This is a genomic window from Mycobacterium sp. HUMS_12744610 (assembly GCF_041206865.1).
Taxonomy (GTDB): Bacteria; Actinomycetota; Actinomycetes; order Mycobacteriales; family Mycobacteriaceae; genus Mycobacterium; species Mycobacterium servetii.
Genome location: NZ_JBGEDP010000001.1, coordinates 3051856 through 3076921 on the forward strand (window position 1 = coordinate 3051856; position 25066 = coordinate 3076921).

Consider the following 25066-nt stretch of genomic DNA (forward strand, 5'->3'; position numbering starts at 1 on the left):
ACGGAACCTGAAGAGGAGCGTAACCCCATGGCCATCATCGACACGGACACCGAGGTCCGGGCACCGTTCGGCGACGACGTCGTCGCCACCCAGCGATACATCGACGGCCCGCGCTTCACCGGCATCACGCGCCTCTACACGGCTCGTCAGGTTGCCGAGCAACGCGGCACCATCCCCGTCGACTACCCCGTGGCACGGGAAGCGGCGGCGGCCTTCTACGAGCGGCTGCGGGAGCTGTTCGCGGCGAAGAAGAGCATCACGACCTTCGGGCCCTACTCACCCGGCCAGGCCGTGGCCATGAAGCGGATGGGCATCGAAGGCATCTACCTGGGCGGCTGGGCGACCTCCGCCAAGGGCTCCACCACCGAGGACCCCGGGCCCGACCTCGCCAGCTACCCGCTGAGCCAGGTGCCCGACGACGCCGCGGTCCTGGTGCGCGCCCTGCTCACCGCCGACCGCAACCAGCAGTATCAGCGCCTGCACATGAGCGAGCGCCAGCGCGCCGCGGCGCCGGAATACGACTACCGGCCGTTCATCATCGCCGACGCCGACACCGGCCACGGCGGTGACCCGCACGTGCGCAACCTGATCCGCCGCTTCGTCGAGATCGGCGTGCCGGGCTATCACATCGAAGACCAGCGCCCCGGCACGAAGAAGTGCGGGCATCAGGGCGGCAAGGTCCTGGTGCCGTCCGACGAACAGATCAAGCGCCTCAACGCCGCCCGGTTCCAGCTCGACATCATGCGGGTGCCCGGCATCATCGTCGCCCGCACCGACGCCGAGGCGGCCACCCTGATCGACAGCCGCGCCGACGAGCGCGACCAGCCGTTCCTGCTGGGCGCCACCAACCTCAACATCCCCTCCTACAAGGCCTGCTTCCTGGCGCTGGTCCGGCGCTTCTACGAGCTGGGCGTCAAGGACCTCAACGGGCACCTGCTCTACGCGCTGTCGGACGGCGAGTACGCCACCGCCACCGCCTGGCTGGAGCGCCAGGGCATCCAGGGGCTGGTTTCCGACGCCGTCAACGCGTGGCGGGAGAACAGCGAGACCTCGATCGACGATCTGTTCGACCAGGTGGAGTCCCGGTTCGTGGCCGCCTGGGAGGACGACGCCGGGCTGATGACGTACGGCGAGGCCGTCTCCGAGGTGCTCCAGTTCGGTGAGAGCGAGGGCGAGCCGGTCGCGATGAGCCCCGACGAGTGGCGGCGCTTCGCCCAGCGCGCCTCGCTGTACTCCGCGCGGGAGAAGGCCAGGGAGCTCGGCGCCGACCCCGGCTGGGACTGCGAGCTGGCCAAGACGCCCGAGGGCTACTACCAGATCCGGGGCGGCATCCCGTACGCGATCGCCAAGTCCCTGGCGGCGGCGCCGTTCGCCGACATCCTCTGGATGGAGACCAAGACCGCCGACCTGGCCGACGCCCGCGAATTCGCCGAGGCCATCCACGCCCGGTTCCCCGAGAAGATGCTCGCCTACAACCTGTCGCCGTCGTTCAACTGGGACACCACCGGCATGACCGACGAGGAGATGCGGCGCTTCCCCGAGGAACTCGGCAAGATGGGCTTCGTCTTCAACTTCATCACCTACGGCGGCCACCAGATCGACGGTGTCGCCGCCGAGGAGTTCGCGACCGCGCTGCGGCAGGACGGCATGCTGGCGCTGGCCCGGCTGCAACGCAAGATGCGGTTGGTGGAGTCGCCCTATCGCACGCCGCAGACGTTGGTCGGCGGGCCGCGCAGCGACGCGGCGCTGGCCGCCTCCTCCGGTCGCACCGCGACCACCAAGGCGATGGGCAAGGGCTCCACCCAGCATCAGCACCTGGTGCAGACCGAGGTGCCCAAGAAGCTGCTGGAGGAGTGGCTGACGCTGTGGAGCGAGCACTACCACCTCGGCGAGAAGCTGCGGGTACAGCTGCGACCGCGCCGGGCCGGATCGGACGTGCTGGTGCTCGGCATCTACGGCAACGAGGACGAGCAACTGGCCAACGTCGTCTTCGACCCCATCAAGGACCGCCACGGCCGCAGCATCCTCACGGTGCGCGACCAGAACACCTTCGCCGAGAAGCTGCGCCAGAAGCGCCTGATGACCCTGATCCACCTGTGGCTGGTGCACCGGTTCAAGGCCGACGCGGTCTACTACGTCACGCCCACCGAGGACAACCTGTACCAGACCTCGAAGATGAAGTCGCACGGCATCTTCAGCGAGGTCAACCAGGAGGTGGGCGAGATCATCGTCGCCGAGGTGAACAAGCCCCGCATCGAGGAGCTGCTCAAGCCCGACCGCGTCGCGCTGCGCAAGCTGATCACCAAGGAGGGGTAGGAAGCGCGTCCTGGCGAGCCTCCGCGCGTGTCGCCTCGGCACACGTCCGCCCCTGACAAACGCCGCACGGCCCCTGCTCGGCTTTGCGGCACACCGCTGATGCCGGACGCGAGCGGTTACGGCGTGGCGCCACTCAGGAAGATGCCCGACAGTTTGTAGCCGATGTTGTCCATCCCTGAGACCAAGCTGCCGACGGTCAGCTGACCCGTGTTCAAAACGCCCGATACTCCGCCGCCCAGATTGGACAGGCCCGACAGTTCATTGCCGTAGTTCCGATAACCCGAATCGGCCAGCCCGCCCAGGGGGTTGGTGTTGAACCAGCCCGACAGTCCCGCGCCGTTGTTGCCGAAGCCCGAGTTGCCTCCGGCGCCGGTGTTGAAGAAGCCCGACGACGGCGCGGTGCTCGAGTTCGCGAACCCGGGAGCGGAGGGGATGTCGAAGGTCGCGATGGTGGTGCTGGGCAGGTGGATGCTGCCGATGGTGAACGGCGCGGTGGTGAAGCTGCCCAGTCCGATGGGCGGCACCGTCACCGGCGGCGTCGTGATCGCCGGCGTCGTGATGTTCGGCAACGTGAACGCACCCACACCGATCGGATCGATCGTCACCGGCGGCGTCGTGATCGCCGGCGTCGTGATATTCGGCAGACTGAACGCACCCACACCGATCGGATCGATCGTCAACGGCGGCGTCGTGATCGCCGGCGTCGTGATATTCGGCAGACTGAACGCACCCACACCGATCGCACCGATCGTCACCGGCGGCGTCGTGATCGCCGGCGTCGTGATATTCGGCAGACTGAACGCACCCACACCGATCGCACCGATCGTCAACGCCGGCGTCGTGATCGCCGGCGTCGTGATACTCGGCAGGGTGAAGGCGTCGACGGTGATGGGGGAAACGTCGAGTCCGGGGATCGTAAAGTTGGGCAGGCTGAAGCCAGAGACGGTGATGGGGCCGCTCAAGGTGTATGGCTGGATCGTAACCGTGGGCAGGGTAAACGGGGAGACCTTGACATAATTGATGGTGAAATTGGCCGTGGTACCAAACGGCCCCGTCAGTGCCAAAACGTTAGTGTTCCAGGACACAGCTATTTGATTTATGGTAAAACCGCCGACACTGATGACGGGGCCGTTTATCGGCTGGCTCCAACCGATGCTGGGCAGCGTGAAGTTGCCGGTGCTTATGTTGTTCACGAATATCGACGAGGTGTGAATTCCGGGTAGCGTAAATCCACCGACAGCTGTCCCGGCCGGAATCGTGAACGACGGAATCGTCACCGACGGAATACTCAACGTCGGCAGACTGAACGCCCCCAACGCCGTCCCCGCCGGAATCGTCACCGGCGGAATCGTCACCGACGGAATACTCAACGTCGGCAGACTGAACGCCCCCAACGCCGTCCCCGCCGGAATCGTCACCGGCGGAATCGTCACCGACGGGAGGCTCAACTGCGGCAGGTCGAAAGCGGGAATGTTTATTGCCGGTATCTGCAACGGCGGCACGGTGATGTCGGGCGTCGTAATGGCCAAGTGGAGGCTGCCCTGACCGACGCCCTGATATAGCATCCCCGAGTTCAGGTCACCGGAGTTGAACAGTCCGTTGTTCATGTTGCCGGAGTTGAAGGCACCTGTGTTGAGGTCGCCGGTGTTCAACCAGCCGGTGTTCGCGGCACCGGTATTGAAGCCACCCGTGTTCGACGCGCCGGGATTGAAGTCACCGGTGTTGTAGTTGCCGACATTCCAGCTGCCCGTGTTCGCCGTGCCGACGTCGAAACTGCCGGTATTGAGCACGCCCGGGTTGAAGAAGCCCGTATTTGCCGTCCCGGAGTTGAACAAGCCGGTGTTGTAGCTGCCGGAGTTCCCGATGCCGGAGTTGCCGGTACCGGAGTTGAAGAAGCCTATATTCCCGGTTCCCGAGTTGAACAAGCCAATGTTTCCGGTGCCCGAGTTGAGGCCGCCGATGGCCAACTGGCCGATGTCCGAAGGGCCGTAGCTGACATAGGTGTTGCCAATACCGATCAGGTTGTTTCCGGTGAGGCCGATGCCGATATTGTTATTGCCGCTGCTTGCAACACCGATGTTGAAGTTACCCGCGTTACCGAAGCCGAGGTTGCCGCTACCCGCGTTTCCGAAGCCGATGTTGCTGCCACCGAGGTTGCCGATACCGTAGTTGAGGCTGCCCAGGTTTCCTGCGCCGAAGTTCGAATTGCCCAGGTTTGCGCTGCCGAAGTTGCCCTGGCCGACGTTTGCGTTGCCGACGTTGCCGCCGCCGACGTTGGCCAAGCCGAGATTAAGGGTGATGGTTCTACTGGCAGCGGCCGGCACGGTGGCCACCGAGGCACCACCGGCCTGCAGCGCTGCGGTCAACCGGGCCGGCAATCCCACCAGGTTCTGCAGCGGCTGGGTGAACGGTGTCAGCGCCGAGACGGCCGCCGACGCCCCGGCGAAATAGCCCGACATCGTCGAGACCGCTTGGGCCCACAACTGCTCGTACTCGGCCTCGGCGGCGGCAATCGCGGGGGCGTTCTGTCCGAAGAGGTTGGAGATGACCAGCGCCGCCAGTTGGGAGCGGTTGGTCGACACCACCGCCGGCGGCACCATCGCCGCCCGTGCCGCCTCGAATTGCGCGACTACCGCGCGGGCCTGCGCGGCCGTCCGCTCCGCGTGGGCCGCGGAGGCCGAGAGCCAGCCGGCGTACGGGTTCGACGCAGCGAGCATCGCCGCCGCCGACGGGCCCTGCCATGCCGTACCGGTCAGGCCCGAGGTAATCGATACGAACGACGTGGCCGCCGAGGACAACTCCGCGGCCAGGCCATCCCACGCCGTTGCCGCCGCCAGCATCGGCGCCGACCCGGCGCCGGAGAACAGACGGACGGCATTGAGCTCCGGCGGCAGCACTGAGAAATTCAATATTCGGCCTTTCGCGCAGACTTCGGCGCCAATAATCGCGAGCGGGCGCCGGTCGACGAGTTGTCAATCGGTAGCACTGCGCGATTGGTAGCGCACAAGTTACGCGCCCACCGGGGAGGATAGGGAAGTGTTTTGGCAGCGGATACGAAAACGTTATAAAACCGTGATAATCAACCAATCGGTGTGTCAAATTTCTTTACATTTACCCGAGCGACAGAAATTGGGAACTCGACGTCAAGCTGCTTAAAAGCCTTCGGCGTGAATGTGGTCGGCACTCACGCAATGGCCGCCGCGGGGGCCCGGCTGCCGGCACAGGCCATCTCACCCCCCCTGAGCGGGTGCGTGGCCGGCGCCAACTGCCGAGCCGGCCACGAGCTGGGCCGTATCGGGCATCCGTCGGCCGGTTTGGGTGTTCGCTTGCGGGGGTACGGATGGACGGACGACTTGGGGTGTGGCGCGAACGGAAAGTGGTGGCCCTGATGAGAACTGCAGCAAGGAACGCGGTCGCGGTGTTCGGCGGCGCGGCCATGCTCGTGGTGGCGGTCGGTTGCGGGGGCGGCGGGCACAAGGGGCCGAGCAGCAGCACCACGCCCTCGACGACCGCCCCCTCGTCGAGCGTGGCGCCCGCGCCGTCCCCGGCGCCGGGCGGCCCGAATGGGGGCGGTGGCCCCAACGGCGGCGGCGGCAGTGTTCCCGGCGGCCCCACCGGCGGGGGCGGCCCGGCCGGCGGCGGGGGCAGCATCCCCGGTGTCGGCGGCGGTGGCGGCGGCCCCGGCGGCGGGGGCGGTTGCGTCGGCAACATCTGCGGCGGCTACCCGTGATCGCACGGGCGTCCTGAACCCGCACGGCTCTTCGAAGCCGAACAAAGTCTTGCTCCCTAGCCGATGGGGCCACGCTTGCGAGCTGGCCCCATCGGCTGAGCAATTCCGAAATCGGATCCTAGGGTGGGGCACCGTTTTCGAGTTATGGTTCTGCGCAACTCGACCGCAAGAGGAGCCCGATGGCCAAGCTCAGGTTCGGATACTTCATCGCCCCCTTCCACCGCGCGGGAACCAATCCGACGCTTGCCCTGCAGCGCGACCTGGAGTTCATCCGGCATCTCGACGCCCTCGGCTTCGACGAGGTCTGGCTGGGTGAGCACCACTCGGCGGGCAGCGAGATCATCAGCTCGCCGGAGATCTTCATCGCCGCCGCCGCCGAACGCGCCAAGCGGATCCGCTTCGGCACCGGGGTGATCTCGCTCGCCTACCACAACCCGCTCTGGGTCGCCGACCGGCTTATGCTGCTCGATCACCTCACCCACGGCCGCGTGATCGGCGGGGTCGGCCCCGGTTCCCTGCCCACTGACTCGGCGATGATCGGCCTCACCCCCACGGACACGCGCGAGCTGCTCGAGACCAATCTCGACATCCTCGTGCGCCTGCTGGCGGGCGAGACTGTGTCGGCGAAGACCGCCACGCACCAACTGTTCGACGCGCGGCTGCAGCTCGCCCCGTACTCCGACGGCGGGATTCCGCTCTCGGTCGCGGCGGTCGCCTCGCCGACGGGTGCGCGGCTGGCCGGCAAGCACGGCATCGGCCTGCTGTCGATCGGGGCGACGCTGATCGTCGAGGGCTTCGACGCGCTCGCCTACCACTGGGGCATCGTCGAAGAGCGCGCGGCCGCCTTCGGCACGCAGGTGGACCGCAAGAACTGGAGCCTGGTCGGGCTGTTCCATCTCGCCGAGACGGACAAGCAGGCGCGCGAAGAGGTTAAGTTCGGCATCGAGCCGTGGTTCCGCTACTTCCAGAAGGTGGCCGCCTTCCCGCAGATGACCATGCCGGGGGAGCAGCTCGACGAGATGATCGACGTCATCAACGACAACGGGGCGGGTGTGATCGGCACCCCGGAGCGGGCGCGGGTCCAGGTGCAGCGGCTCTGGGATCAGTCCGGCGGGTTCGGCTGCATGCTGCAGATGGGCCACGAGTGGGCCAACCCGGCGGCGACCAAGCGGTCCGCCGAGCTGTTCGCCGCCGAGGTGATGCCGCACTTCCAGGGGCAATCGCAACCGACCCTGGATGCCGCCGCACGCGCCGGTCAGGTGCGCGACGACCTCGCGCAGACCCAGCTGCAGGCCGTCGAGCACATGACGAAGAAGTATCAGGACGAGATCACGTCGTCGTAGCGGCGCGGATGCCGAACCAGGTGTCCAGCGTGGCGCGCAGCTCGCGCAGTTCGTCGCCGCCGGGCGCAGCGGCCGAGGACGCCCACGCCACGTAACCGTCGGGGCGCACCAGCACGGCCGTCGCGGCGACGTCGCCCACCGGCCGGCCGGCGGCGACGGTGAGCTGACCCGCGCCGTCAATCGTGGCGTCTGCCACCACCGCGCCCGCGGTCAGATCGATCAGCAACGGCCGTCCGTCGCGGGCCAGCTCGGCCACGCGGCGGATCCCTCCGGCACCCGCGACGGCGAAGTCGGGCACCCAGCGCCCCACCAGCGGATGCGCCTCGGGGCCTGCGGCGTAACGGTTTTCGGCTCCCGACACCAGCTCGCCGAGCCGACGGACGACCGCGGGGTCGGTGAGGAGTTCGGAGAAGAGCCGCCGCAGGGCGGTGACCTCGGGTCCCGGACGCACCAGCGTCAGCTGCGCGCGACTGTGCATGATGACCCGTTCGGCGGCCGGCCGGCGCTCCGCCTCGTAGCTGGCGAGCACCGTGGGCGCGACGCGCCGGTGCAACACGCCCGCCAGCTTCCAGCCCAGGTTCACCGCGTCCTGCAAACCCAGGTTGAGTCCGGGCCCGCCCATGGGGGAGTGCACGTGAGCGGCATCGCCCACCAGGATCACCCGGCCCCGCTGGTAGTGCGAGGCGATCCGCGAGTTGATGCCGGAAAAGCGGCGCAGGTCCAGCGGCTCGTCGGACGAAGGCGACACCGGCCGCAACGGAAGGTCGGCGCCGATGACGCGCTTGGCCGCGGCTTCCAGTTCGGCCAGGCTCATCGCCGGGCCGTCGTCGCCGCTGTCGTCGTGGGGATCCTCGCGGGCCGAGCCGTCCAGCTCGAACACGATCACCGCCGCCCGGCCCCCGAGCGCGCCGAAGGCGAACACGCCGCGCTCGACCCGGTGGAACTGCAGCGGCGGGACGCGCCCGAACCCGGGGATGTCGAGCACACCGGTGACCGGGTCGACCCACTCCTCGGGCGGCAGCACGTCGAAGCCCATCCGGACGGTGACGTCGTAGGCCGACATGCCGGGAAAGTCGATGCCGGCCAGCCTGCGGGTGGGGCTGGTGCCGCCGTCGGCGCCGACAAGGTATCCGGCCCGCAGCTCGTAGGCGCCCTCGGGGCCGTCGACGTGCACCGTGACGCCGTCGCCGTCGTGGTCGAAGCCAGCCAGCGCGTGACCCCAGCGGATGTCGACGCCATGTCCGCGGGCCCGCTCGGCAAGCACCTGCACGAGCCTGGGCTGCTGCACGGGGAGCAGGAAGACCTGCGAATCCGGCACCTGCGTCAGATCCAGCGGGAAGGCGGCGAACATCGGGCGGGGGTTGCGCCGGAGTGGTTCGTCGGTACCGGCGAGGGCGCCGTAGAGACCACGGTGGTCGAGGATCCGAACCCCTTGGCCGAAAATGCCGTTGGCTCGTCGCTGCGGGTTGGGCCCCGGCATCGGGTCCAGCACGACGGGACGGATCCCGGCCAACCCGAGTTCGCCGGCCAGCATCAGCCCGTTGGGGCCGGCACCCGCGATGACGACACCAATCACTTAGCCCAGCTTAGTGATCTCCGTGGCGACCCGCTACATCGCCGCTTACTGCCCGCGAAAGCGCTTGTGCGACAGAGGGATAACGGTCAGCCCTGCCGTTCGGCCGCCTTGACCAGCCGATCGGCGAAAAACCGCACCGCGCCCCCCAGCGCCGCCCGCATCAGCGGTCCCGTGCCGCGGATACCCTCGACGAACGAGCCGGTCCAGCGGATGTCGGCGCCGCCGGCGGGGTTCGGGGTGAGGGTCACCTCGCCGCGGTAGTCCTTGACCGGGCTCGCGGGCCCGACCAGCTTGTAGACGTGGCGGTGATCCGGTTCGTACTCGACGGTTTCCTCCTGCACGAACACCGGCCACATCCCGACCTTGCGAATGGCGCCAACGCCACCAGGTGCCGGGTCACCCTGCCGCGCCCAACTCGACTGAAACACTATTGGCTTGGCCCATTTCGACCAGTTCGCGCCGTCGGTCACCAGCCCGAACAGCGTCGCGGCCGGCGCGCTGCTGGTCCGGTTGATCTCGAAGGTGAACCTACGACCCGACATACGTTCCTCCCTGGCTCTGCCCGGCAAACGCGAGCGACCTCGAACGGCGTTGCTGGTACCGTACCGCGCACCGAGTCGGCCTCCGGCGATCACGCCGCGGAGCCGGCCGGCGCGGGGTCGCCGTTGCCTACACTGCGCTTATGAATTCCGGTTCCCCGCAGAGCGACAGGAGTGTCCCCGGGCTCCTCGACATCGAGGACTGCCTGGACGCCAACGGCGAGATCGTGCTGCCCCCGGACGTCACGCTGATCTCCCTGATCGAGCGCAACGTCGCGAACGTCGGCGACACCGTGGCCTACCGCTACCTGGACTACAACCACGGTGCCGACGGCCGCGCCGAAGGGGTGACCTGGACACAGTTCGGCGCCCGGCTCCAGGCCATCGGCGCCCGGGTGCAGCGCGCCGCGAGCCGCGGCGAGCGGGTCGCGGTCCTCGCACCGCAGGGCATCGACTACGTCGCCGGGTTCTACGCGGCGATCAAGGCCGGCGCCATCGCCGTGCCGCTGTTCGCGCCCGAACTGCCGGGCCACGCCGAACGCCTCGACACGGCGCTGCGCGACTCGCAGCCGTCGGTGATCCTCACCACGACGGAGGCCGCGGGCGCCGTCGAGGACTTCCTGACCAACCTGCCGCGCCCGCAACGTCCGCAGGTCTTGCTCATCGATCAGATCCCCGACTCGGAGGGGGAGTCGTTCGCCCCCACCGAGCTCGGCATGGACGACGTCTCGCACTTGCAGTACACCTCCGGCGCGACGCGCCCCCCGGTCGGCGTGGAGATCACCCACCGGGCGGTCGGCACCAACCTGACCCAGATGATCCTGTCCATCGACCTGCTGGACCGAAACACCCACGGCGTCAGCTGGTTACCGCTCTACCACGACATGGGCCTGTCGATGATCGGCTTCCCCGCGGTGTACGGCGGACACTCCACGCTGATGTCGCCGACCGCGTTCGTCCGCCGGCCGCAGCGCTGGATCCAGGCCCTGTCCGCCGGGTCACGCGAGGGCCGCGTGGTCACCGCCGCGCCCAACTTCGCCTACGAGTGGACCGCGCAGCGCGGCCTGCCCGCGCCGGGCGACGACATCGACCTTTCCAACGTGGTAATGATCATCGGTTCCGAACCGGTCAGCATCGACGCGATCCGCACCTTCAACAAGGCGTTCGCGCCCTACGGTCTGCCGCGGACGGCGTTCAAACCCTCGTACGGGATCGCCGAGGCGACCCTGATGATCGCGACCATCGCGCCCAGCGCCGAGCCCACGGCGGTGTACCTCGACCGCGAACAGTTGGGCGCCGGGCACGCGGTACGGGTCGCGCCGGACGCCCCCGACGCGGTGGTCCAGGTGTCCTGCGGTCAGGTGGCCCGCAGCCTGTGGGCGGTGATCGTCGACCCCGACACCGGAAACGAGCTGCCCGACGGCGAGGTCGGCGAGATCTGGTTGCAGGGCAACAACGTCGGCCGCGGCTACTGGGAACGCCCCGAGGACACCCGGCGCGCGTTCGGCGCGCGGCTGCGCGCGCGGCTGCCCGACCACAGTCACGCCGAGCACTCCGACACCGACCGCACCTGGCTGCGCACCGGCGACCTCGGGGTGTACCTCGACGGCGAGCTCTATGTCACCGGCCGGATCGCGGACCTGGTGACCGTCGACGGGCGCAACCACTATCCACACGACATCGAGGCCACCGTCGCCGACGCCTCGCCGATGGTGCGTCGCGGCTATGTCGCGGCGTTCGCCGTACCTGCCGACGAGGGGGGCCAACGGCTGGTGATCGTCGCCGAGCGCGCGGCGGGCACCAGCCGCGCCGACCCGCAGCCGGCGATCGAGGCGATCCGGGCCGCGGTGTCGCACCGCCACCGGGTTGCGGCCGCCGACGTGCAGTTCCTGCCGGCCGGCGCCATCCCGCGGACCACCAGCGGCAAACTCGCCCGCCGGGCCTGCCGCGCGCAATACCTGGGCGGCGCGCTGCGCAGCCACTGACGGGTGTCGGCGGATCTGATCGGTGGCGAGAGGGAGGCCGGCCACGGCAAGGTCGCCGACCGGAGGGGCGCTCGCGGGGACAGCACCGGTTGGGACAGTGGGACAACACGTGGTGCGAGCTCGGTCAACTATCCCCTCAGGAGAAGGGCGCGAACCAGCGGACGGGGTCCGATCGATCGGAGCAGTTCACTGGCTGGACGCGGGCGCACCCGCAACGGCCACCAGAACCAGCGCCCCAGCAGGGTGGCGATTGACGGGATCATCAGCGAGCGCACGATCAGCGTGTCGACGAGCAGGCCCAGTCCGATGGTGGTGCCGCCCTGTTTGAGCGTGTACAACTCGTTGACGACCAAAGAGCCCATGGTGAAGGCGAACACCAGGCCGGCGGCGGTCACAACTCCGCCGGTGCCGCCCACGGAACGGATGATGCCCGTCTTCACGCCTGCGCCGATTTCTTCCTTGAACCGCGAGACCAGCAACAAGTTGTAGTCGGATCCCACGGCCAGCAGGATGGTGACGGAGAACGGCAGCACAATCCAATGCAATTCCAAGCCGACGAGATGCTGCCAGATCAGTACGGAAAGCCCGAAGCCCGTCGCCAGCGACAGCACCACCGTACCGACGATCACCATTGAAGCGACCAGCGCGCGTGTGATGACCAGCATGACGATGAATATCAGGATCAGCGCGGCCATGGCCTCGGTCAGAACGTCGTATTTAGTGGACTCCTGAATATCTTTGTAGGCCGCGGCTGTGCCGCCAAGGTACAATTTCGCGCTAGCCAACGGCGTTTCTTTCACCGCCTCGCGCGCAGCTTTGAGTTCTGCGTCGACATGCGAAATTGCCTCGGGGCTCGCGGGGTCGATGTCATGCGTGATGATCATCCGGGTGGACTTGCCGTCGGGAGAGACCAGTAACCTTAGGCCTGTCTTGAAATCTGGACTGTCGAATACCTCGGGTGGGATATAGAAAAAGCCGTCGATTTTAGCCTGGTCGAAAAATTTGCCCATGAGTGTGCTGGTGTCGGTCATGCGATCCATCTGGGTGACCAGGCCCGAGAAGCTACTGTAAAGCGTTAGGAACGTTGTCTGCATCGACTTCGCGACGGCGATCAGCGGGGGGATCAACGCGACCAGTTTTTGGGACGCATCAGCGCTGTTCTGGAGATCTTTGGCAAGAGAATGGAAGTTCTCGGCGAGTTTGTCGAAGCCGTCCAAAGCGTCGAAGATGGAGCGTAACGACCAACACATGGGGATGTCGAAGCAATGTTTTTCCCAGTAGAAATAGCTGCGGATCGGCCGCCAGAAATCGTCAAAATCTGCCACGTGGTCGCGTATTTTGTCCGTAATAGCGGCAGTATCGGCTGTGACCCGGGCACTGTCGCTTATCGAATTCGTCAGATCTTGTTGCACCGTGTACATGTGCTCCAGAGTCGCGATCTGGGTGCCGAGGTCGTCGCGGCTCAGTTTGAGAATATCGTCGAGGCGGTCTTTCAAATATCGCAGGTTTTCTCTGATGGGAACCGGCTCCATGCCAATCGCGAACGGTATGGTGCCGTGCTCGATGTTGTATCCCAGCGGCCTGGTGATGCTTTGCACCCGCGCGATGCCCGGCACCCGGAAGATATGTTGGGCGATCCTGTCCAGGTCGAGCATGTCCGCGGGATTGCGCAGGTCGTGGTCGGCTTCGACCAGCAATAGGTCGGGATTCAGCCTGGCGTGCGTGAAATGCTGAGTGGCAGCGCGGTCGCCGACATTGGACACCAAGCCCGCCGGCACGTAGTAGCGGTCGTCATAGTTGGTGCGGTACCCCGGCAGCGTCAAGCCCCCCACAATCGAGACGACCACAGCGCTGGCCAGGATCGGTGCAGGCCAGCGGACGGTGGCCGTCGCCAGGCGCCGCCAGCCGTGGACATTCATTTTTCGCTTGGCTTCGAGCAGACCGAAACGGCCGCCGATGACGATGAGAGCGGGAACCAACGTCAACGAGGCCGCAATCACGACGACCAACGCCACCGCGCACGGAATTGCCAAGGTGTTGAGATAGGGCAGCCGCACCAACCGCAGACAGAGCATCGCGCCGGCAATGGTCAGCCCCGAACCCAAAACGACGTGGACCACCCCACGATATGTCGTATAAAAGGCCGTCTCGCGGTCCTCGCCGCTCTGGCGGGCCTCGTGATAGCGGCCGAGAAAAAAGATCGCGTAATCCGTGCCCGCGGCGATTGCCAGCGACATGAGCAGGCTGACCGCGAAGGTGGTGAAGCCGATCAGGTGAAAGCTGCCGATGTATGCCACGACTCCGCGCGCCGCGGCCAATTCGATGAAGATCACGGCCAACACGATCAGCACGGTGACAATCGAGCGATAAACAATGAGCAACATGATGGCGGCCACCGCGATCGTTATCGCCGTCCGCTTCGCCAGACCCCTGTCGCCGGCTTCCGTGGTGTCGGTGGTCAACGGCGCCTGACCGGTGACGTACGCCTTGACTCCCGCCGGCGGATGTGAGCGCGCCACGATGTCCTCCACCGAGTGCACCGACTCGTCCGCCCTCGTCGAGCCCTGGTCGCCGGCGAGGTTGACCTGCACGTACGCGGCCTTGCTGTCGGCGCTCTGTTCGCCCCCTGCCGTGACCAGTTCGCCCCAGTAGTTCTGCACTTTCTCGACGTGCGTGGTGTCGCGCTCGAGCCGGCGCACCAGATCGTCGTAGAAGCGGCGTGCGGCATCGCCTAACGGCTTGTCACCCACCAGCACCACCATCGCGACGCTGTCCGAGTCGAATTCGTGGAACACCTTGCCCATTTGCTTCATCGCGATCAGCGAAGGAGCATCCCGGGGCAGCAGGCCGACCGAGTTTTCCCGCTCAACCGCATCGAGTCGAGGCACGAAGACGGTGACGACGATCGTCAAAACCAGCCAGCCCAAGACAATCGGCACCGCCAGCCGCCGCAATGCCTGCGCGAAAACCGGCCGTTCGGCACTGCCGTTCATGCGGCCTTGTCCAGGCAGAAGACCTGCGCGTTGAGGCCGGTCGCGGACTGTTGGTCTCGAACGATGCCGTTCACGACGATCCGGCATCCGATTGTGTTGCTGTCACCCTGGGCCACCACGTTGGTGAACACGCCGGGCAGGGTTGTGGTCACCGTGTACGACCACGGCAGCGTGGTGAAATTCGCCTGTTGAGGTTGTGCATCCGCGTCCAGATAATTGACAACTCCGGCAGTGCCCGGGGGGCCGGTGACCTCATAGGTAACGTTCTTGACATTGATCGGCACGATCTGTTCGACTGGGCCGGCTTCCGACACGCGGTTCGAGCCGAAGATCCCTTGTAGCCGGTAGGCCACAAATCCCCCGATGGCCACGACCACGACGATCAACAGCGGAATCCATGTGCGCTTGAAGATGCCCAACAACGTCGCACCGCCCTTTCATTCGCGTTCCGTCCACTCAGATCAGCATGCGGCCATATCACCGCATGGCCGGAACCAGGCAGATCTCTGCTGGAAAACGCGGCCGATCCTCAGGCGTGTCCCTGTCAGCAAGCAATACGAATTCCAGCTCACGAGGCAACGCAATCGGCATGCCGGCCGATTCCTTGGACGAAAGTTCCACATAGTGGAGGGAACGCAGATCGACTGTCGAAATCCCAACTGCGCGTGGACGAAAACCCCGCAACGCGAGCGAACGGTCGCATGCTGCCACGACTGCATATTGTGGCTGGGGACTGCGGGTCGCAGGCAGAGCGAAATTAACCTAGGAATTTGACAACTAGGATAACGCGCTGGTTACCATCGTCTCGTGGCGACGAGACTGGGAGAATTTCTCCGAGCGCGTCGAGAGGCGACAACACCCCGGCCCGGTTGCGATGGCGAATCTCGCAGGCGGCGGCGCACGCCCGGGTTGCGCCGCGAAGAGGTAGCCGCGCGAGCCGGGATCAGTCCGGACTACTACGCGCGGTTGGAGCAAGGACGCGAAATCCATCCGTCAGTTCAGGTGTTGGAGGCCTTGGTGATCGCACTCAGCCTGTCTCCCGACGAGGCGCGCTATCTGTATGACCTCGCGATCCCACAACACCGACGTCGGCAAGACCTCGGTTCGCACCAAGGACCCGTCGAATATCTCCTGCTACTCATGCAGGCGTGGACGCTCGGTCCGGCCTACATCGTCAACCGTCGATGCGACGTGCTGGCCGAGAATCCCCAAGCGTCGCTGCTCTTCAGTCAATTCCAGATCACTGGAAATATCCTCCGCCTACTTTTCCTGGATCCCGAGGCGAAAAACGTCTGGGTGAATTGGGAATCGTACGCCAGAACCGCCGTTGCCACCGTGCACCGTATCGTAGGCGTAGATGTTGATCATCCGGATGTGGCCGAAATCATCCTCGAGCTTTCGAAAGAGAGCAGCGAATTCGTCCGGTTATGGAAAAGCCACGATGTCGGCATTTCTGACGGTAAAGTGAAACAGTTCAGGCACCGCGATTTCGGTGACATTGAGTTTGACTATGAGCTACTCTCTGCCGCGAGTGCGCCAGGACAATTTCTTGTAATTCATTGGAGCAGGAAAGCAGAGCTTCCTTGTCAACCGAGCAAATGAGAACTGGCTCGGGAGGGTGATCCCGGTGCGCGCTCGAACCGATCGCGATCGTCATCGCGATGATGTTCTCGGCGCGCTCGCACGCATGGGATCGGCCTGCGCTTGGGGCGGGGGACATGTCGGCACGCGCCTTGCCGCAGGACCTGTGTTCGGCACGATCGTGCATGAGGAAAAGCACGATGCCGACGCGGGCCGGAACATCCTTGGGTGGTGTCGGCCGTCGTGCTGATGGTGGCCCTGCTGTCTCTGCTGACCGCGCCGCGGGCGCCGTCAGCGGCGCGGATCCCGATGCGCCATCGCCGAAATGGGTGGGCCCTGAGGTCGGCGACGCATATCGGCACCTGCAGGCGAGCACCGCGAACATGCCATAGGTGAGCACGTTGAAGACCCTGCACGGCTTCGGCATCTTGTGAGCGGAAGCACCGGGGCGTGCCGCCGCCGTCGTCGGCCGCCTGGTCAGGAAGCCAACTTCACCGAGCGCCGGCGCAGCCAGCGGGTGTAGAGCACACCGATGGCGGCGGTGACCAGTACGTAGAGGGCGACGGCCCCGCGCTCGTCGGCGTTGGGGAAATTCGCCGCGGCGAACGTCAGCGCGGTGGCGGGGTGTCGGCAACTGGCCGCGAAGGCCAGTACCGCCGAGAACCGGGGATCGGGGCCACCCAGGACATGCCCGATGGCGACCATGGTCGTCACGAACAGCACCACGGCGACCAGGGTCCAGCCGCCCATGAGCTTCCACATGGCTGGTGCCGCGGCCATCACCAGCATGATTATGGCCACCGGGAGCGCCCACCGCTGGACGCGTTCGACCGGGCCGGCTATCCGTTCGGCGAGTTCCGGCCGGCGCGACCGGATCGTCATGCCGGCCACCAGCGGCGCCAGCACCGAGGTGACCACCAGCCCCGCGATATGCCAGGTGCTCACCACGTACTGGCTGCCGAACACCTGCCCCAGCAGGGGGGTCGCCGCGGCAGTCCACGGGACGGCGAGAACGGCCAGCACGACGACCAGGCCGAGCCCGTACTGCACATGCCCGCCGGCCTTTGCACCGCGCCGGGGCAGCAGCGACGGCAGGGGTGTGATCGCCAGCGCCACGAGCGCGATCGCCACCTGCGGGCGCAGGGCGAGCACGCTGACCAGGACGGCGGCTATCACCGGCGCGACGACGAGCACGGCCAGCAGGGAACGGGCCAGAAGATCGGGGAGGCGCAGCACGCAGGTCACGTCGGAGTAGCGCGCCGTCAACCCATAGCCGAGGATCACCACGAAGAGGCTGATCTGGAAGGCAAGCTTTGCCGCGTCGGCCATCGTCACCCATCCACATTGACACGACACCAGCGGTGTCCGGCAAGTGACCGCCCACTCGTCGACGTCCGGGCGGCGCCGGGGGCATTGCGGAGCCCGGAGATGGCATCCTGGCCGGGTGGGTCTCATTTTCCGGCTGGCGGAGCTGCTGATCGTGATCCTGCCGCTGGCGGGCGTGGTCGTCGCCGCGGTGAAGGCGTTCACAGCCAACAGGCAGCACACCGAAGCCCCGCGGGACGAAACCCGGGGCGATCCGGATGCGCCGGCCCGCCCCGCCGCTGGCACCGACCGGGCCGCGCAGTGGCGGATGCTGCGGCGCGTCATCGACGAGCACACCCGCACCGACACCCGTTGGCTCGACTACGAACTCGACGTCGCGAAGCTGCTGAACTTCCCGGTCATGACCGACATGCGCGACCCGCTCACCGTCGAGTTCCACAAGGCCAAACTCCGTGCCGACCTGCTGCGTCCGGTCAAAGCCGAGGACCTGCTCGACGACCCGGAGGCCGCCGCGCGGTACCGGGGCGCCGTCGAGGACTACGTGACCGCGTTCCAGGTCGCCGAGGCCGAGGCGAAGCGGCGACGCCGCAACGACTTCTCCCGGGCCGACCAGCAACGCATCGCGCGTGCCCAGAACCTGCTGCGGGTCGCCTCGGACCGGGCCGCGTCGCCGCAGGAGCGGCAGAACGCCTACGAACGGGCCGGCAGGGAACTCGACGGCCTCATCGTGCTGCCGACCTCGACGCAGGCCGGTATCGAGCGGGGGATCGCCGGTCAGCTGGAGGGGTGAAGGGCACTCTGCGCCGCCGACCGATGCCATTGGGCCCTTATCCGCGCAGGCCGGTCCCCGCCATCATAGTGGCAGCGCCCCACGATCCCACAGGAGCACACGATGATCGAATACGACTTGGACACCGAGCATTCCATCCTGGAGGTGCGACCTAAGTCCGCCCTCGACAAGGCGGATTTCGTCGAACTCGCCAACGCCGTCGACCCGCAGATCGAGGCTCACGGCGACCTCGCCGGCCTCATCATCAGCGCCTCGTCGTTCCCGGGATGGGACAGTTTCGGCTCGATGGTGACCCACTTCCGCTTCGTGCGCGACCACCACAAGCACGTCAAGAAGATCGCGGTGGTCACCGACTCGCCCCTGGGCGATGTGGCCGAGCACCTGACCTCTCACTTCGTGTCGGCCGAGATCCGGCACTTCCCGGGCGGGCAGGTGGAGCAGGCGCGGCAGTGGATCGGCAAGGGCTCCTGACCGACACTCACGGGCAGGTGTAGCCACCGTCGATCACGACGTCGGAGCCGGTCATGTAGCTGGACGCCTCGCTGGCCAGGTACAGGTAGAGGCCGGTGAGCTCGTCGGGGCGGCCCATGCGGCCGAGCGGTATCTTCGGTTCCCACTGCCGGTGGTACTCGGCCAGCGGCTCGACGAGTTCGGTGCGGATGTAGCCGGGGCTGACGCTGTTCACCCGGATGTTGTGTGGAGCCAACTCGACGGCCATGGCCTTGGTCAGATGGATGACGGCGGCCTTGGAGGTGCAGTAGTGGCCCACCGACTGCGGAACGTTGATGATGTGGCCCGACATCGAGGCGGTGGTGATGATGACTCCGCCGCGGCCCTGGCGGACCATCGCGCGCGCCGCCGCCTGGGCCGTGAGGAACACGCCGGTCACGTTGGTGTCCTGGATGCGCTGGAACTCCTCCGGCGCCATGTCCAGCAGCGCCTGCACCGAGACGATGCCGGCATTGCAGACCGCGATGTCGACGCCGCCCAACTCCGCGGTGACCCGGTCCAGCATCGCGGTCACCTGATCCGGCCGGGTCACGTCGCACGGGACGGCCACGACCTCGCCGGCACCGGCGAGGTCGGCGGCCACCCTCTCCAACGGTTCGGGGTGCCTTGCCGCGACGGCCACCCGGGCGCCGGCCTGCAGATAGGCCAGCGCCACGTGTTTACCGATACCGCTGGATGCGCCGGTCACCAGAGCCGTCTTGCCCCGCAGGTCGAACAAGTCCAACACGTTCATGCGATCTCCCCGTTCCAACGAGTGCCCGGTCACCGAAACACGTTCTAGTCTGTCCGCCGTGGGCGAATTCAGCAGGGCCGAAGTCGAGCGGGCCGTCCGGCACTACACGACCGTCGTCGAAGGGTGCAGCTCGTCGGGTGACTGGCGTCCCTTTGCCGACCTTTTCACCGAAGACGTCGTCTACACCGAACACCAGTATGGGGTGTTCCGCGGACGGGAGGCGGTCCGGGACTGGATCGTCGCGGTGATGGCCCCGTTCCCGCATATGCGCTTTCCCAACGGCTGGGTCGCCTACGACGAGGACAACGACGCCGTCGTCGTCATGATCAAGAATCTGCTCGACCACCCCACGGACCCGCAGGGGGAGCCGTTCTGGTTCCCGAACTGGACCCGCCTCGTCTACGCCGGCGGCGGCCTGTTCTCCAGTGAGGAGGACATCTACAACCCCAATCGTGACGCGCCCGGGGTGATCGCCGCGTGGATGCAGGCCGGCGGCCAGTTGGCCTCGACCGAGATCCTGCAGCCCGGCGCCTGACCGGATGTGGCTATCCAAGCCCTGACCCCGGGGCGTCCGGCCGGGCTTGGCAGACTGTGCCCATGGCACAGATAACCTTGCGCGGAAACGCGATCAACACCATCGGCGAGCTGCCCGCCGTCGGGTCCCCGGCCCCGACCTTCAACCTGACCGGCGGCGACCTGGGGCCGGTCACCAGCGAGCAGTTCCGCGGTAAGCCCGTGGTGCTGAACATCTTTCCGTCCGTCGACACCCCGGTGTGCGCGACGAGCGTGCGGAAGTTCAACGAGCGCGCCGCCTCCGGCGGGGCCGCCGTGGTGTGCGTGTCGAAGGACCTGCCGTTCGCGTTCTCGCGGTTCTGCGGCGCGGAGGGCATCGAGAACGTCAAGACGGCATCGGCGTTCCGGGACAGCTTCGGCGAAGATTACGGCGTCACCATCACCGACGGGCCGATGGCCGGCCTGCTGGCCCGGGCCGTCGTCGTGGTCGGCGCCGACGGCAACATCGCCTACACCGAACTGGTGCCCGAGATCGGCCAGGAGCCCGACTACGACGCCGCGCTCGCGGCGGCGGGCTGACCGCCCGGCGCATCGCGGACCGGCTCAGCCTTCGGCCGGCCCGAGCCGCTCCGCCGTGGCCGCCAGCACCGCGCGGCACCCCGCCCACGTCCGTTCGATGATCTCGGCGGCCGGTGCGATGTCGTCGATGCGCCCGGCGACCTGACCGGTGTTGGCGACGCTGGCGTCCATGTCGCCGTCGAAGTAGAGCCGCTGGACGCGTTGCAGTGCCGCCGCGCCTTCGGCGGGAGATGTTGCGGCGTCGAGGCTGTCGGCGGCCGCCGTGCGGATGACGCGCATCATCCGCTTGCCGTCGAGGGGCAGCAGCACGGTGGCCGTCTCGTCGGCGTCCAGCACTGCCCGCTTGAGGTTGCCGTGTACCGGCGAGTCGGACGAGGCGAGCAGCCTGGTGCCCATCTGCACGGCCTCGGCGCCCAGCACAAACGCGGCCGCCATCGACCGCGCATCGCAGATGCCCCCGGCCGCCACGATCGGCACCTCGACGTGAGCGGCCACCAACGGCAGCAGCACCATGGTCGACGCGCCGAACCGGTTCTTGAACCCGCCCCCCTCGACACCCTCGACCACCAGACCGTCCACCCCAGCGTCGACGGCCTTCTTCGCCGCGGCCAGCGTGCCCACCACATGGAATACGGTGATGCCCACATCGTGGAGCCGGGCGGTGAACAGCGACGGGTCCCCGGCCGAGGTGGTGACGAAGCGAATGCCGTTGGCGACGAGCAGGTCGACCACGGCCGGGTCGCGATTCATCAGCAGCGCGATGTTGGCGCCCACCGCACGCTCGGTCAGGGCACGCACCCGGTGCAGATCGGCACGGCCCTGCTCGGAGGTGGTCTCGATGACGCCCAGCGCGCCGGCGTTCGATACCGCGGCGGCCAGCCGGGCGCCGGCGATGTAGGTCATCGGGGCCTGCAGGATCGGGATGTCGATCCGCGCGAGCTCGCAGACCCGGTTGGTGGTGTTCACGAGCCGCGCGGCTCCCGTCCGTCGATGAGGTCGCGGAAGCGTTCCGCGGGATAGGCCCAGGCGCCCAGGCGGGTGACCCGGCCGGCCAGCTCCCTGTCCGAGGTGACCACCCGGATGCCGTCCGGTCGCGCGTCGGCCCCCACCAGCCGCACGATCTCGTCGTCGGCCGAGTTGGCCGCCGCCCGCGGCGCATGCGCGACCTGGACCACCGACGCGGCGATCGCCGTGGCCGGCGGCCGCTCGAACACCACGGTCACGTCCTCGTTCCGGCTCGACGCCCACCGGTCGAGGCTGTCCACCAGCGCCACCATGGCGCGGCCGCGGTCCTTCCACCACCCGTCCGGGCGGCTCCCGATCACGTTCATTCCGTCGACGATCCACCGCACGCACTTACCGTAGGGCCGACACCGATATTCCGCGACGCATTTGCCCGGGTGATCAGGCGCCTGGTTGGTACGGTGCACCGGTATCAGCGTTTCCTTGATGCCGGCGCACGACGACTGGCGTCATCGACGATGGGATTGGGCCGATGACCTCGATAGCCGACACCGACCGGGTCGTTTCGCTGGCGCGCGGCATGCGGGATCTGGTGGCGGGCAAGGCCGCCGAGTCCGAGCGGATGCGCACCCTTGCCCCGGCGATCGTCGAGCGGATGTGGGCCAGCGGGCTGATGTCCGCGTTCAACCCGGTCGCGGCCGGCGGTATCGAACCGTCGTTCGCCGAGATGATCGAGACGTGGATCGAGATGGCTTGGCAGGACGGCTCGTTCGGGTGGATCGGGATCGCCAATCTGCCATCGTCGTTCGCCGCGGCGGCCTACCTGCCCGACGAGGGCTTCGCCGAGGTCTTCACGGCCAACGACAACCGCGTCACCCTCGGAGGCCAGTTCTTCCCGAACGGCCAGGGGAACGCCGTGGACGGCGGGTACGTGTTGAGCGGGTCGTGGAGCTTCGGCTCGGGGACCGGACACTCGCAGTACGTCGCCGCGGGGTTCTTCCCGATGGACAACGGCGAAATGCGCTGGGCCGCGGAGGGTTTTCCCGAGATGCGGGTCGCCGTGGTGCCGCGCGAGCAGATCAGCTTCAACGACGGCTGGCATGTGCAGGGGCTCAAGGGCACCGGATCCTACGACTACAGCGTCCAGGAGGTGTTCGTGCCCGCGAGCCGCACCTTCGAACTGTTCACCCGCCGGCCCCACCGCGGCACCTCGCCGGCCACGCGCATGGGGCTGATGCCCGTCACCGCCGCGGGCCACGCGTCCTGGGCACTAGGCATCGCCAAGAGCATGCTCGACGACGTCCAGGAACTGGCGGCGACGAAATTCCGGATGAGCGACATGGCGTCGCTGGCCAGCCGCCCGACTTTCCAGAAAGGCCTCGCGCACCATCGTGCGGCCTGGCGTGCCGCGCGCCTGCTGGTGCTCGACGCATTCACCACCGCCGAAGCCGCGGTGGCGGCCGGTGACGAGCTGACACCGGCCTTGCGGGCCGACATGCGGGTGGCCGCCGTCTACGCCACCGACACGGCCCGCGGTTGCGCCGAGTGGGCGCATCTGGTGGCCGGGACCAGCGCGATCCGCGAGGGCAGCCGCCTCGAGCGCGCGTTCCGCGACGTCTACACCGGGACGCAGCACGCCTTCATCAGCGAGAAGGTCGCCATCGACGCCGCACAGATCTGGCTCGGCATCATCGACGACCAGCCCGGGCTCTGACCCGTTGGGCGCCCCGGCCTGAACCCGATGCCGGACCGGCAAGGCGCGCGCCTGCACCCGCCGGATCCTGCAAAACGAATGCGCGCATCGAGATGAATCAGCCTTTGATCAAGCCGTATTCGACGAGCAGCTCGCCGATTTCGTTGCGGCTCATCTTGTCGACGAGGCGTTGACGCAGGATCTCCGGGATGGGGATGTCGACCTCCTTGCCGTCGCGCAGGTGCACGGCGGCGGCCAGGAGGCTGCGGATGTCGTAGGTCGAATCGAACACGTCCGGCACGCCGCGGTCAATGCCGAGCAGCCGATAGGCGGCCTCCATGCCCGTGCGCACCGAGTATTCGGTCGTGAAGATGCAATCGCGGGTCGTCTCGGCGAACTGGCCGATGAACGCGAAGTTCACGGCCCCCTCGGGAACGACGTCTGGGCGGTCACCGGCCGCGCGGGGCATGAAGAACGCGGTGACGTAGGGCATCATCACCGGCACCGTCCTGGCGCCTTTGGCAGCCAGCTCGGGAGTCTCCCCCTCGGGGACGCCCAGGTGGTAGAGCCATTCCCGGGTGATCTCCTCCCCGGTGCAATCCTGCATCGGTTTATCGACGTAGTCGCCCGGCACGTCGACGAACAGTCCATACAGCCACACCACGATCTGATCGGGTGGCTGCTGCTTGAAATGGGGCTGACGGTTGACCGTCCAGCTCAGCAACCATGCGGAGTCTCTTGCCGTCACGATCCCGCCGGTGACGACCTTGCCGCTGAAAGGATCCCGCTTGCAGATCTTTTGAATGTATTCCGGGATCCGCCGATCCAACGTGGTGACGGTGGCCGATTCCCATTTGGTTTCCGGGATGTGACCGCCGAACACGTCCGGGCGCCCGAAGCAGGAATCCTTGGCCGCGATACGCCGCCACAGATCCCATGCCGGGGCCGGGCCGGTGTTGAGCACGGCGGGGGTGTGGTGGTCGCCATTGTCGGAGTTTTCGGTCAGCGAGCCGATGGTGGTCAACACCAGATCGTCGGGTCCGAGGTCAACCCCGCCGGGCCCACCGTCGCGTATCCAGTGAATTCTGGTGGCCTGCTTGCGGTCTGTGTTGATGTCGAAGTCGATGTCGGTGACTTCGGTGTCGAAGTGAAACGTCACACCCTGATCGAGCAGCCACCGGTAGAGCGGCAGGACCAGCGATTCGTACTGGTTGTACTTGGTGAACTTCAGCGTCGACAGGTCGGGCAGTCCACCGACGTGGTGAATGAACCGGTGAATGTAGAGCTTCATCTCCAGCGCGCTGTGCCACTCCTCGAACGCGAACATCGTGCGCCAGTACAGCCAGAAATTGCTGTCGAGGAAGTCGCGGCCGAACACCTCGTCGATGCGTTTGTTCTCCATCTCGGCGCGCGAGGCGAGGAAGACCTTGACGATCTCCTTCTGCGCCTTGGCGTTCAGAGCGAACAAACCGTCGGTGTGCGCATCCTGGCCGCGGTTGACCGTGGCGCGGCACAGGCTGTAGTTCGGGTCGTCCTTGTTCAGCCAGTAGAACTCGTCGAGGACGCTGGCGCCCTCGATCTCGATGGACGGCACGGAGCGAAACAGGTCCCACAGACATTCGAAGTGGTCCTCCATCTCGCGGCCGCCGCGAATGATGAAGCCCCGCTTAGGCTCTTTGATGCCGTCGAGCGCCCCGCCGGGCAGCCCGAGTCGTTCCAGAATGGTGATCTTGGTGCCGGGAAACCGGCCGTCGCGGATCATGAACGCCGCCGCCGACATCGACGCCAGGCCGGCGCCGACCAGCCAGGCGCTCTTGTCGTCAACGCCCTCGGGTTTGCGGGGGCGGGCGAAAGCCTCATAGTTACCGCTGCTGTAATACACGACGTTTTCCCTCC

At 66.9% G+C, this 25066-nt stretch carries 20 protein-coding genes; 10 read left to right on the forward strand and 10 right to left on the reverse strand.

Translation table 11 applies throughout. From position 1 onward, the window contains the following. Window positions 1–27: 27 nt before the first annotated feature. Window positions 28–2316, forward strand: coding sequence for an isocitrate lyase ICL2 (aceA, locus tag AB8998_RS15040; protein WP_369738619.1), 2289 nt, complete (start codon window positions 28–30; stop codon window positions 2314–2316). 116 nt (window positions 2317–2432) lie between these two features. Here the strand turns inward: aceA and AB8998_RS15045 are convergent, their stop codons facing one another. Next, window positions 2433–5225, reverse strand: coding sequence for a PPE family protein (locus tag AB8998_RS15045; RefSeq protein WP_369738620.1), 2793 nt, complete (start codon window positions 5223–5225; stop codon window positions 2433–2435). A 479-nt stretch (window positions 5226–5704) separates the two neighbouring features. Here AB8998_RS15045 and AB8998_RS15050 point away from each other — a divergent pair, with 479 nt between their 5' ends. Together AB8998_RS15050 and AB8998_RS15055 are read left to right on the forward strand one after the other, a co-directional pair. Further along, window positions 5705–6046, forward strand: a complete 342-nt coding sequence (locus AB8998_RS15050) for a hypothetical protein (protein ID WP_369738621.1) — start codon at window positions 5705–5707, stop codon at window positions 6044–6046. Between the two features lie 179 nt (window positions 6047–6225). Beyond that, window positions 6226–7389, forward strand: coding sequence for an LLM class flavin-dependent oxidoreductase (locus AB8998_RS15055; RefSeq protein ID WP_369738622.1), 1164 nt, complete (start codon window positions 6226–6228; stop codon window positions 7387–7389). Here the strand turns inward: AB8998_RS15055 and AB8998_RS15060 are convergent. Further along, on the reverse strand, window positions 7376–8965 hold the full coding sequence (locus AB8998_RS15060; RefSeq protein WP_369738623.1) for an FAD-dependent monooxygenase: 1590 nt from the start codon (window positions 8963–8965) through the stop codon (window positions 7376–7378). The genes AB8998_RS15055 and AB8998_RS15060 overlap by 14 nt on opposite strands. Window positions 8966–9051: 86 nt before the next feature. Further along, the gene (locus tag AB8998_RS15065) at window positions 9052–9507 is read right to left on the reverse strand and encodes an SRPBCC family protein (protein ID WP_369738624.1); all 456 of its coding nucleotides are present in this window, start codon (window positions 9505–9507) and stop codon (window positions 9052–9054) included. Between the two features lie 140 nt (window positions 9508–9647). Here AB8998_RS15065 and AB8998_RS15070 point away from each other — a divergent pair, with 140 nt between their 5' ends. Then, the gene (locus tag AB8998_RS15070; RefSeq protein ID WP_369738625.1) at window positions 9648–11489 is read left to right on the forward strand and encodes a fatty acyl-AMP ligase; all 1842 of its coding nucleotides are present in this window, start codon (window positions 9648–9650) and stop codon (window positions 11487–11489) included. 128 nt (window positions 11490–11617) lie between these two features. On the opposite strand, the gene AB8998_RS15075 is transcribed toward AB8998_RS15070, so the two are convergent. Together AB8998_RS15075 and AB8998_RS15080 are read right to left on the reverse strand one after the other, a co-directional pair. Continuing rightward, window positions 11618–14482: an MMPL/RND family transporter gene (locus AB8998_RS15075; protein WP_369738626.1), complete on the reverse strand. Its 2865-nt coding sequence runs from the start codon at window positions 14480–14482 to the stop codon at window positions 11618–11620. Continuing rightward, complete coding sequence (locus AB8998_RS15080) at window positions 14479–14904, reverse strand: MmpS family transport accessory protein (protein ID WP_369738627.1); 426 nt, start codon at window positions 14902–14904, stop codon at window positions 14479–14481. The genes AB8998_RS15075 and AB8998_RS15080 overlap by 4 nt, the downstream gene beginning before the upstream one ends. A gap of 385 nt (window positions 14905–15289) precedes the next feature. Between AB8998_RS15080 and AB8998_RS15085 the strand changes: the two genes are divergently transcribed. After that, window positions 15290–16084, forward strand: a complete 795-nt coding sequence (locus AB8998_RS15085; RefSeq protein ID WP_369738628.1) for a helix-turn-helix transcriptional regulator — start codon at window positions 15290–15292, stop codon at window positions 16082–16084. A 456-nt stretch (window positions 16085–16540) separates the two neighbouring features. On the opposite strand, the gene AB8998_RS15090 is transcribed toward AB8998_RS15085, so the two are convergent. Further along, a complete protein-coding gene (locus tag AB8998_RS15090; RefSeq protein WP_369741583.1) occupies window positions 16541–17392 on the reverse strand; it encodes a bile acid:sodium symporter family protein in 852 nt (283 codons plus the stop codon). 115 nt (window positions 17393–17507) lie between these two features. Here AB8998_RS15090 and AB8998_RS15095 point away from each other — a divergent pair, with 115 nt between their 5' ends. Together AB8998_RS15095 and AB8998_RS15100 are read left to right on the forward strand one after the other, a co-directional pair. After that, window positions 17508–18179: a hypothetical protein gene (locus AB8998_RS15095; RefSeq protein WP_369738629.1), complete on the forward strand. Its 672-nt coding sequence runs from the start codon at window positions 17508–17510 to the stop codon at window positions 18177–18179. Between the two features lie 102 nt (window positions 18180–18281). Then, complete coding sequence (locus AB8998_RS15100; RefSeq protein WP_369738630.1) at window positions 18282–18650, forward strand: SpoIIAA family protein; 369 nt, start codon at window positions 18282–18284, stop codon at window positions 18648–18650. A 7-nt stretch (window positions 18651–18657) separates the two neighbouring features. Here the strand turns inward: AB8998_RS15100 and AB8998_RS15105 are convergent, their stop codons facing one another. After that, window positions 18658–19422, reverse strand: coding sequence for an SDR family oxidoreductase (locus AB8998_RS15105; protein ID WP_369738631.1), 765 nt, complete (start codon window positions 19420–19422; stop codon window positions 18658–18660). A gap of 58 nt (window positions 19423–19480) precedes the next feature. Between AB8998_RS15105 and AB8998_RS15110 the strand changes: the two genes are divergently transcribed. Together AB8998_RS15110 and tpx are read left to right on the forward strand one after the other, a co-directional pair. After that, window positions 19481–19957 carry a nuclear transport factor 2 family protein gene (locus tag AB8998_RS15110; RefSeq protein WP_369738632.1) on the forward strand — a complete coding sequence of 159 codons (477 nt, stop codon included), beginning with the start codon at window positions 19481–19483 and terminating at the stop codon, window positions 19955–19957. Window positions 19958–20019: 62 nt separating this feature from the next. Further along, the gene (tpx, locus tag AB8998_RS15115; RefSeq protein WP_369738633.1) at window positions 20020–20514 is read left to right on the forward strand and encodes a thiol peroxidase; all 495 of its coding nucleotides are present in this window, start codon (window positions 20020–20022) and stop codon (window positions 20512–20514) included. A gap of 24 nt (window positions 20515–20538) precedes the next feature. Here the strand turns inward: tpx and AB8998_RS15120 are convergent, their stop codons facing one another. Continuing rightward, window positions 20539–21480 (reverse strand): NAD(P)H-dependent flavin oxidoreductase, encoded by a 942-nt coding sequence (locus AB8998_RS15120; protein WP_369738634.1) that lies wholly within the window; start codon window positions 21478–21480, stop codon window positions 20539–20541. Next, window positions 21477–21866, reverse strand: coding sequence for an NYN domain-containing protein (locus tag AB8998_RS15125; protein ID WP_369738635.1), 390 nt, complete (start codon window positions 21864–21866; stop codon window positions 21477–21479). Before AB8998_RS15125 ends, AB8998_RS15120 begins: the two co-directional genes overlap by 4 nt. A 143-nt stretch (window positions 21867–22009) precedes the next feature. On the opposite strand from AB8998_RS15125, the gene AB8998_RS15130 reads away from it, so the two are divergent. Beyond that, window positions 22010–23191 carry an acyl-CoA dehydrogenase family protein gene (locus AB8998_RS15130; RefSeq protein ID WP_369738636.1) on the forward strand — a complete coding sequence of 394 codons (1182 nt, stop codon included), beginning with the start codon at window positions 22010–22012 and terminating at the stop codon, window positions 23189–23191. Window positions 23192–23288: 97 nt separating this feature from the next. Here AB8998_RS15130 and AB8998_RS15135 read toward each other — a convergent pair whose 3' ends face one another. Next, the gene (locus AB8998_RS15135) at window positions 23289–25052 is read right to left on the reverse strand and encodes an oleate hydratase (RefSeq protein ID WP_369741584.1); all 1764 of its coding nucleotides are present in this window, start codon (window positions 25050–25052) and stop codon (window positions 23289–23291) included. Window positions 25053–25066 lie beyond the last annotated feature (14 nt).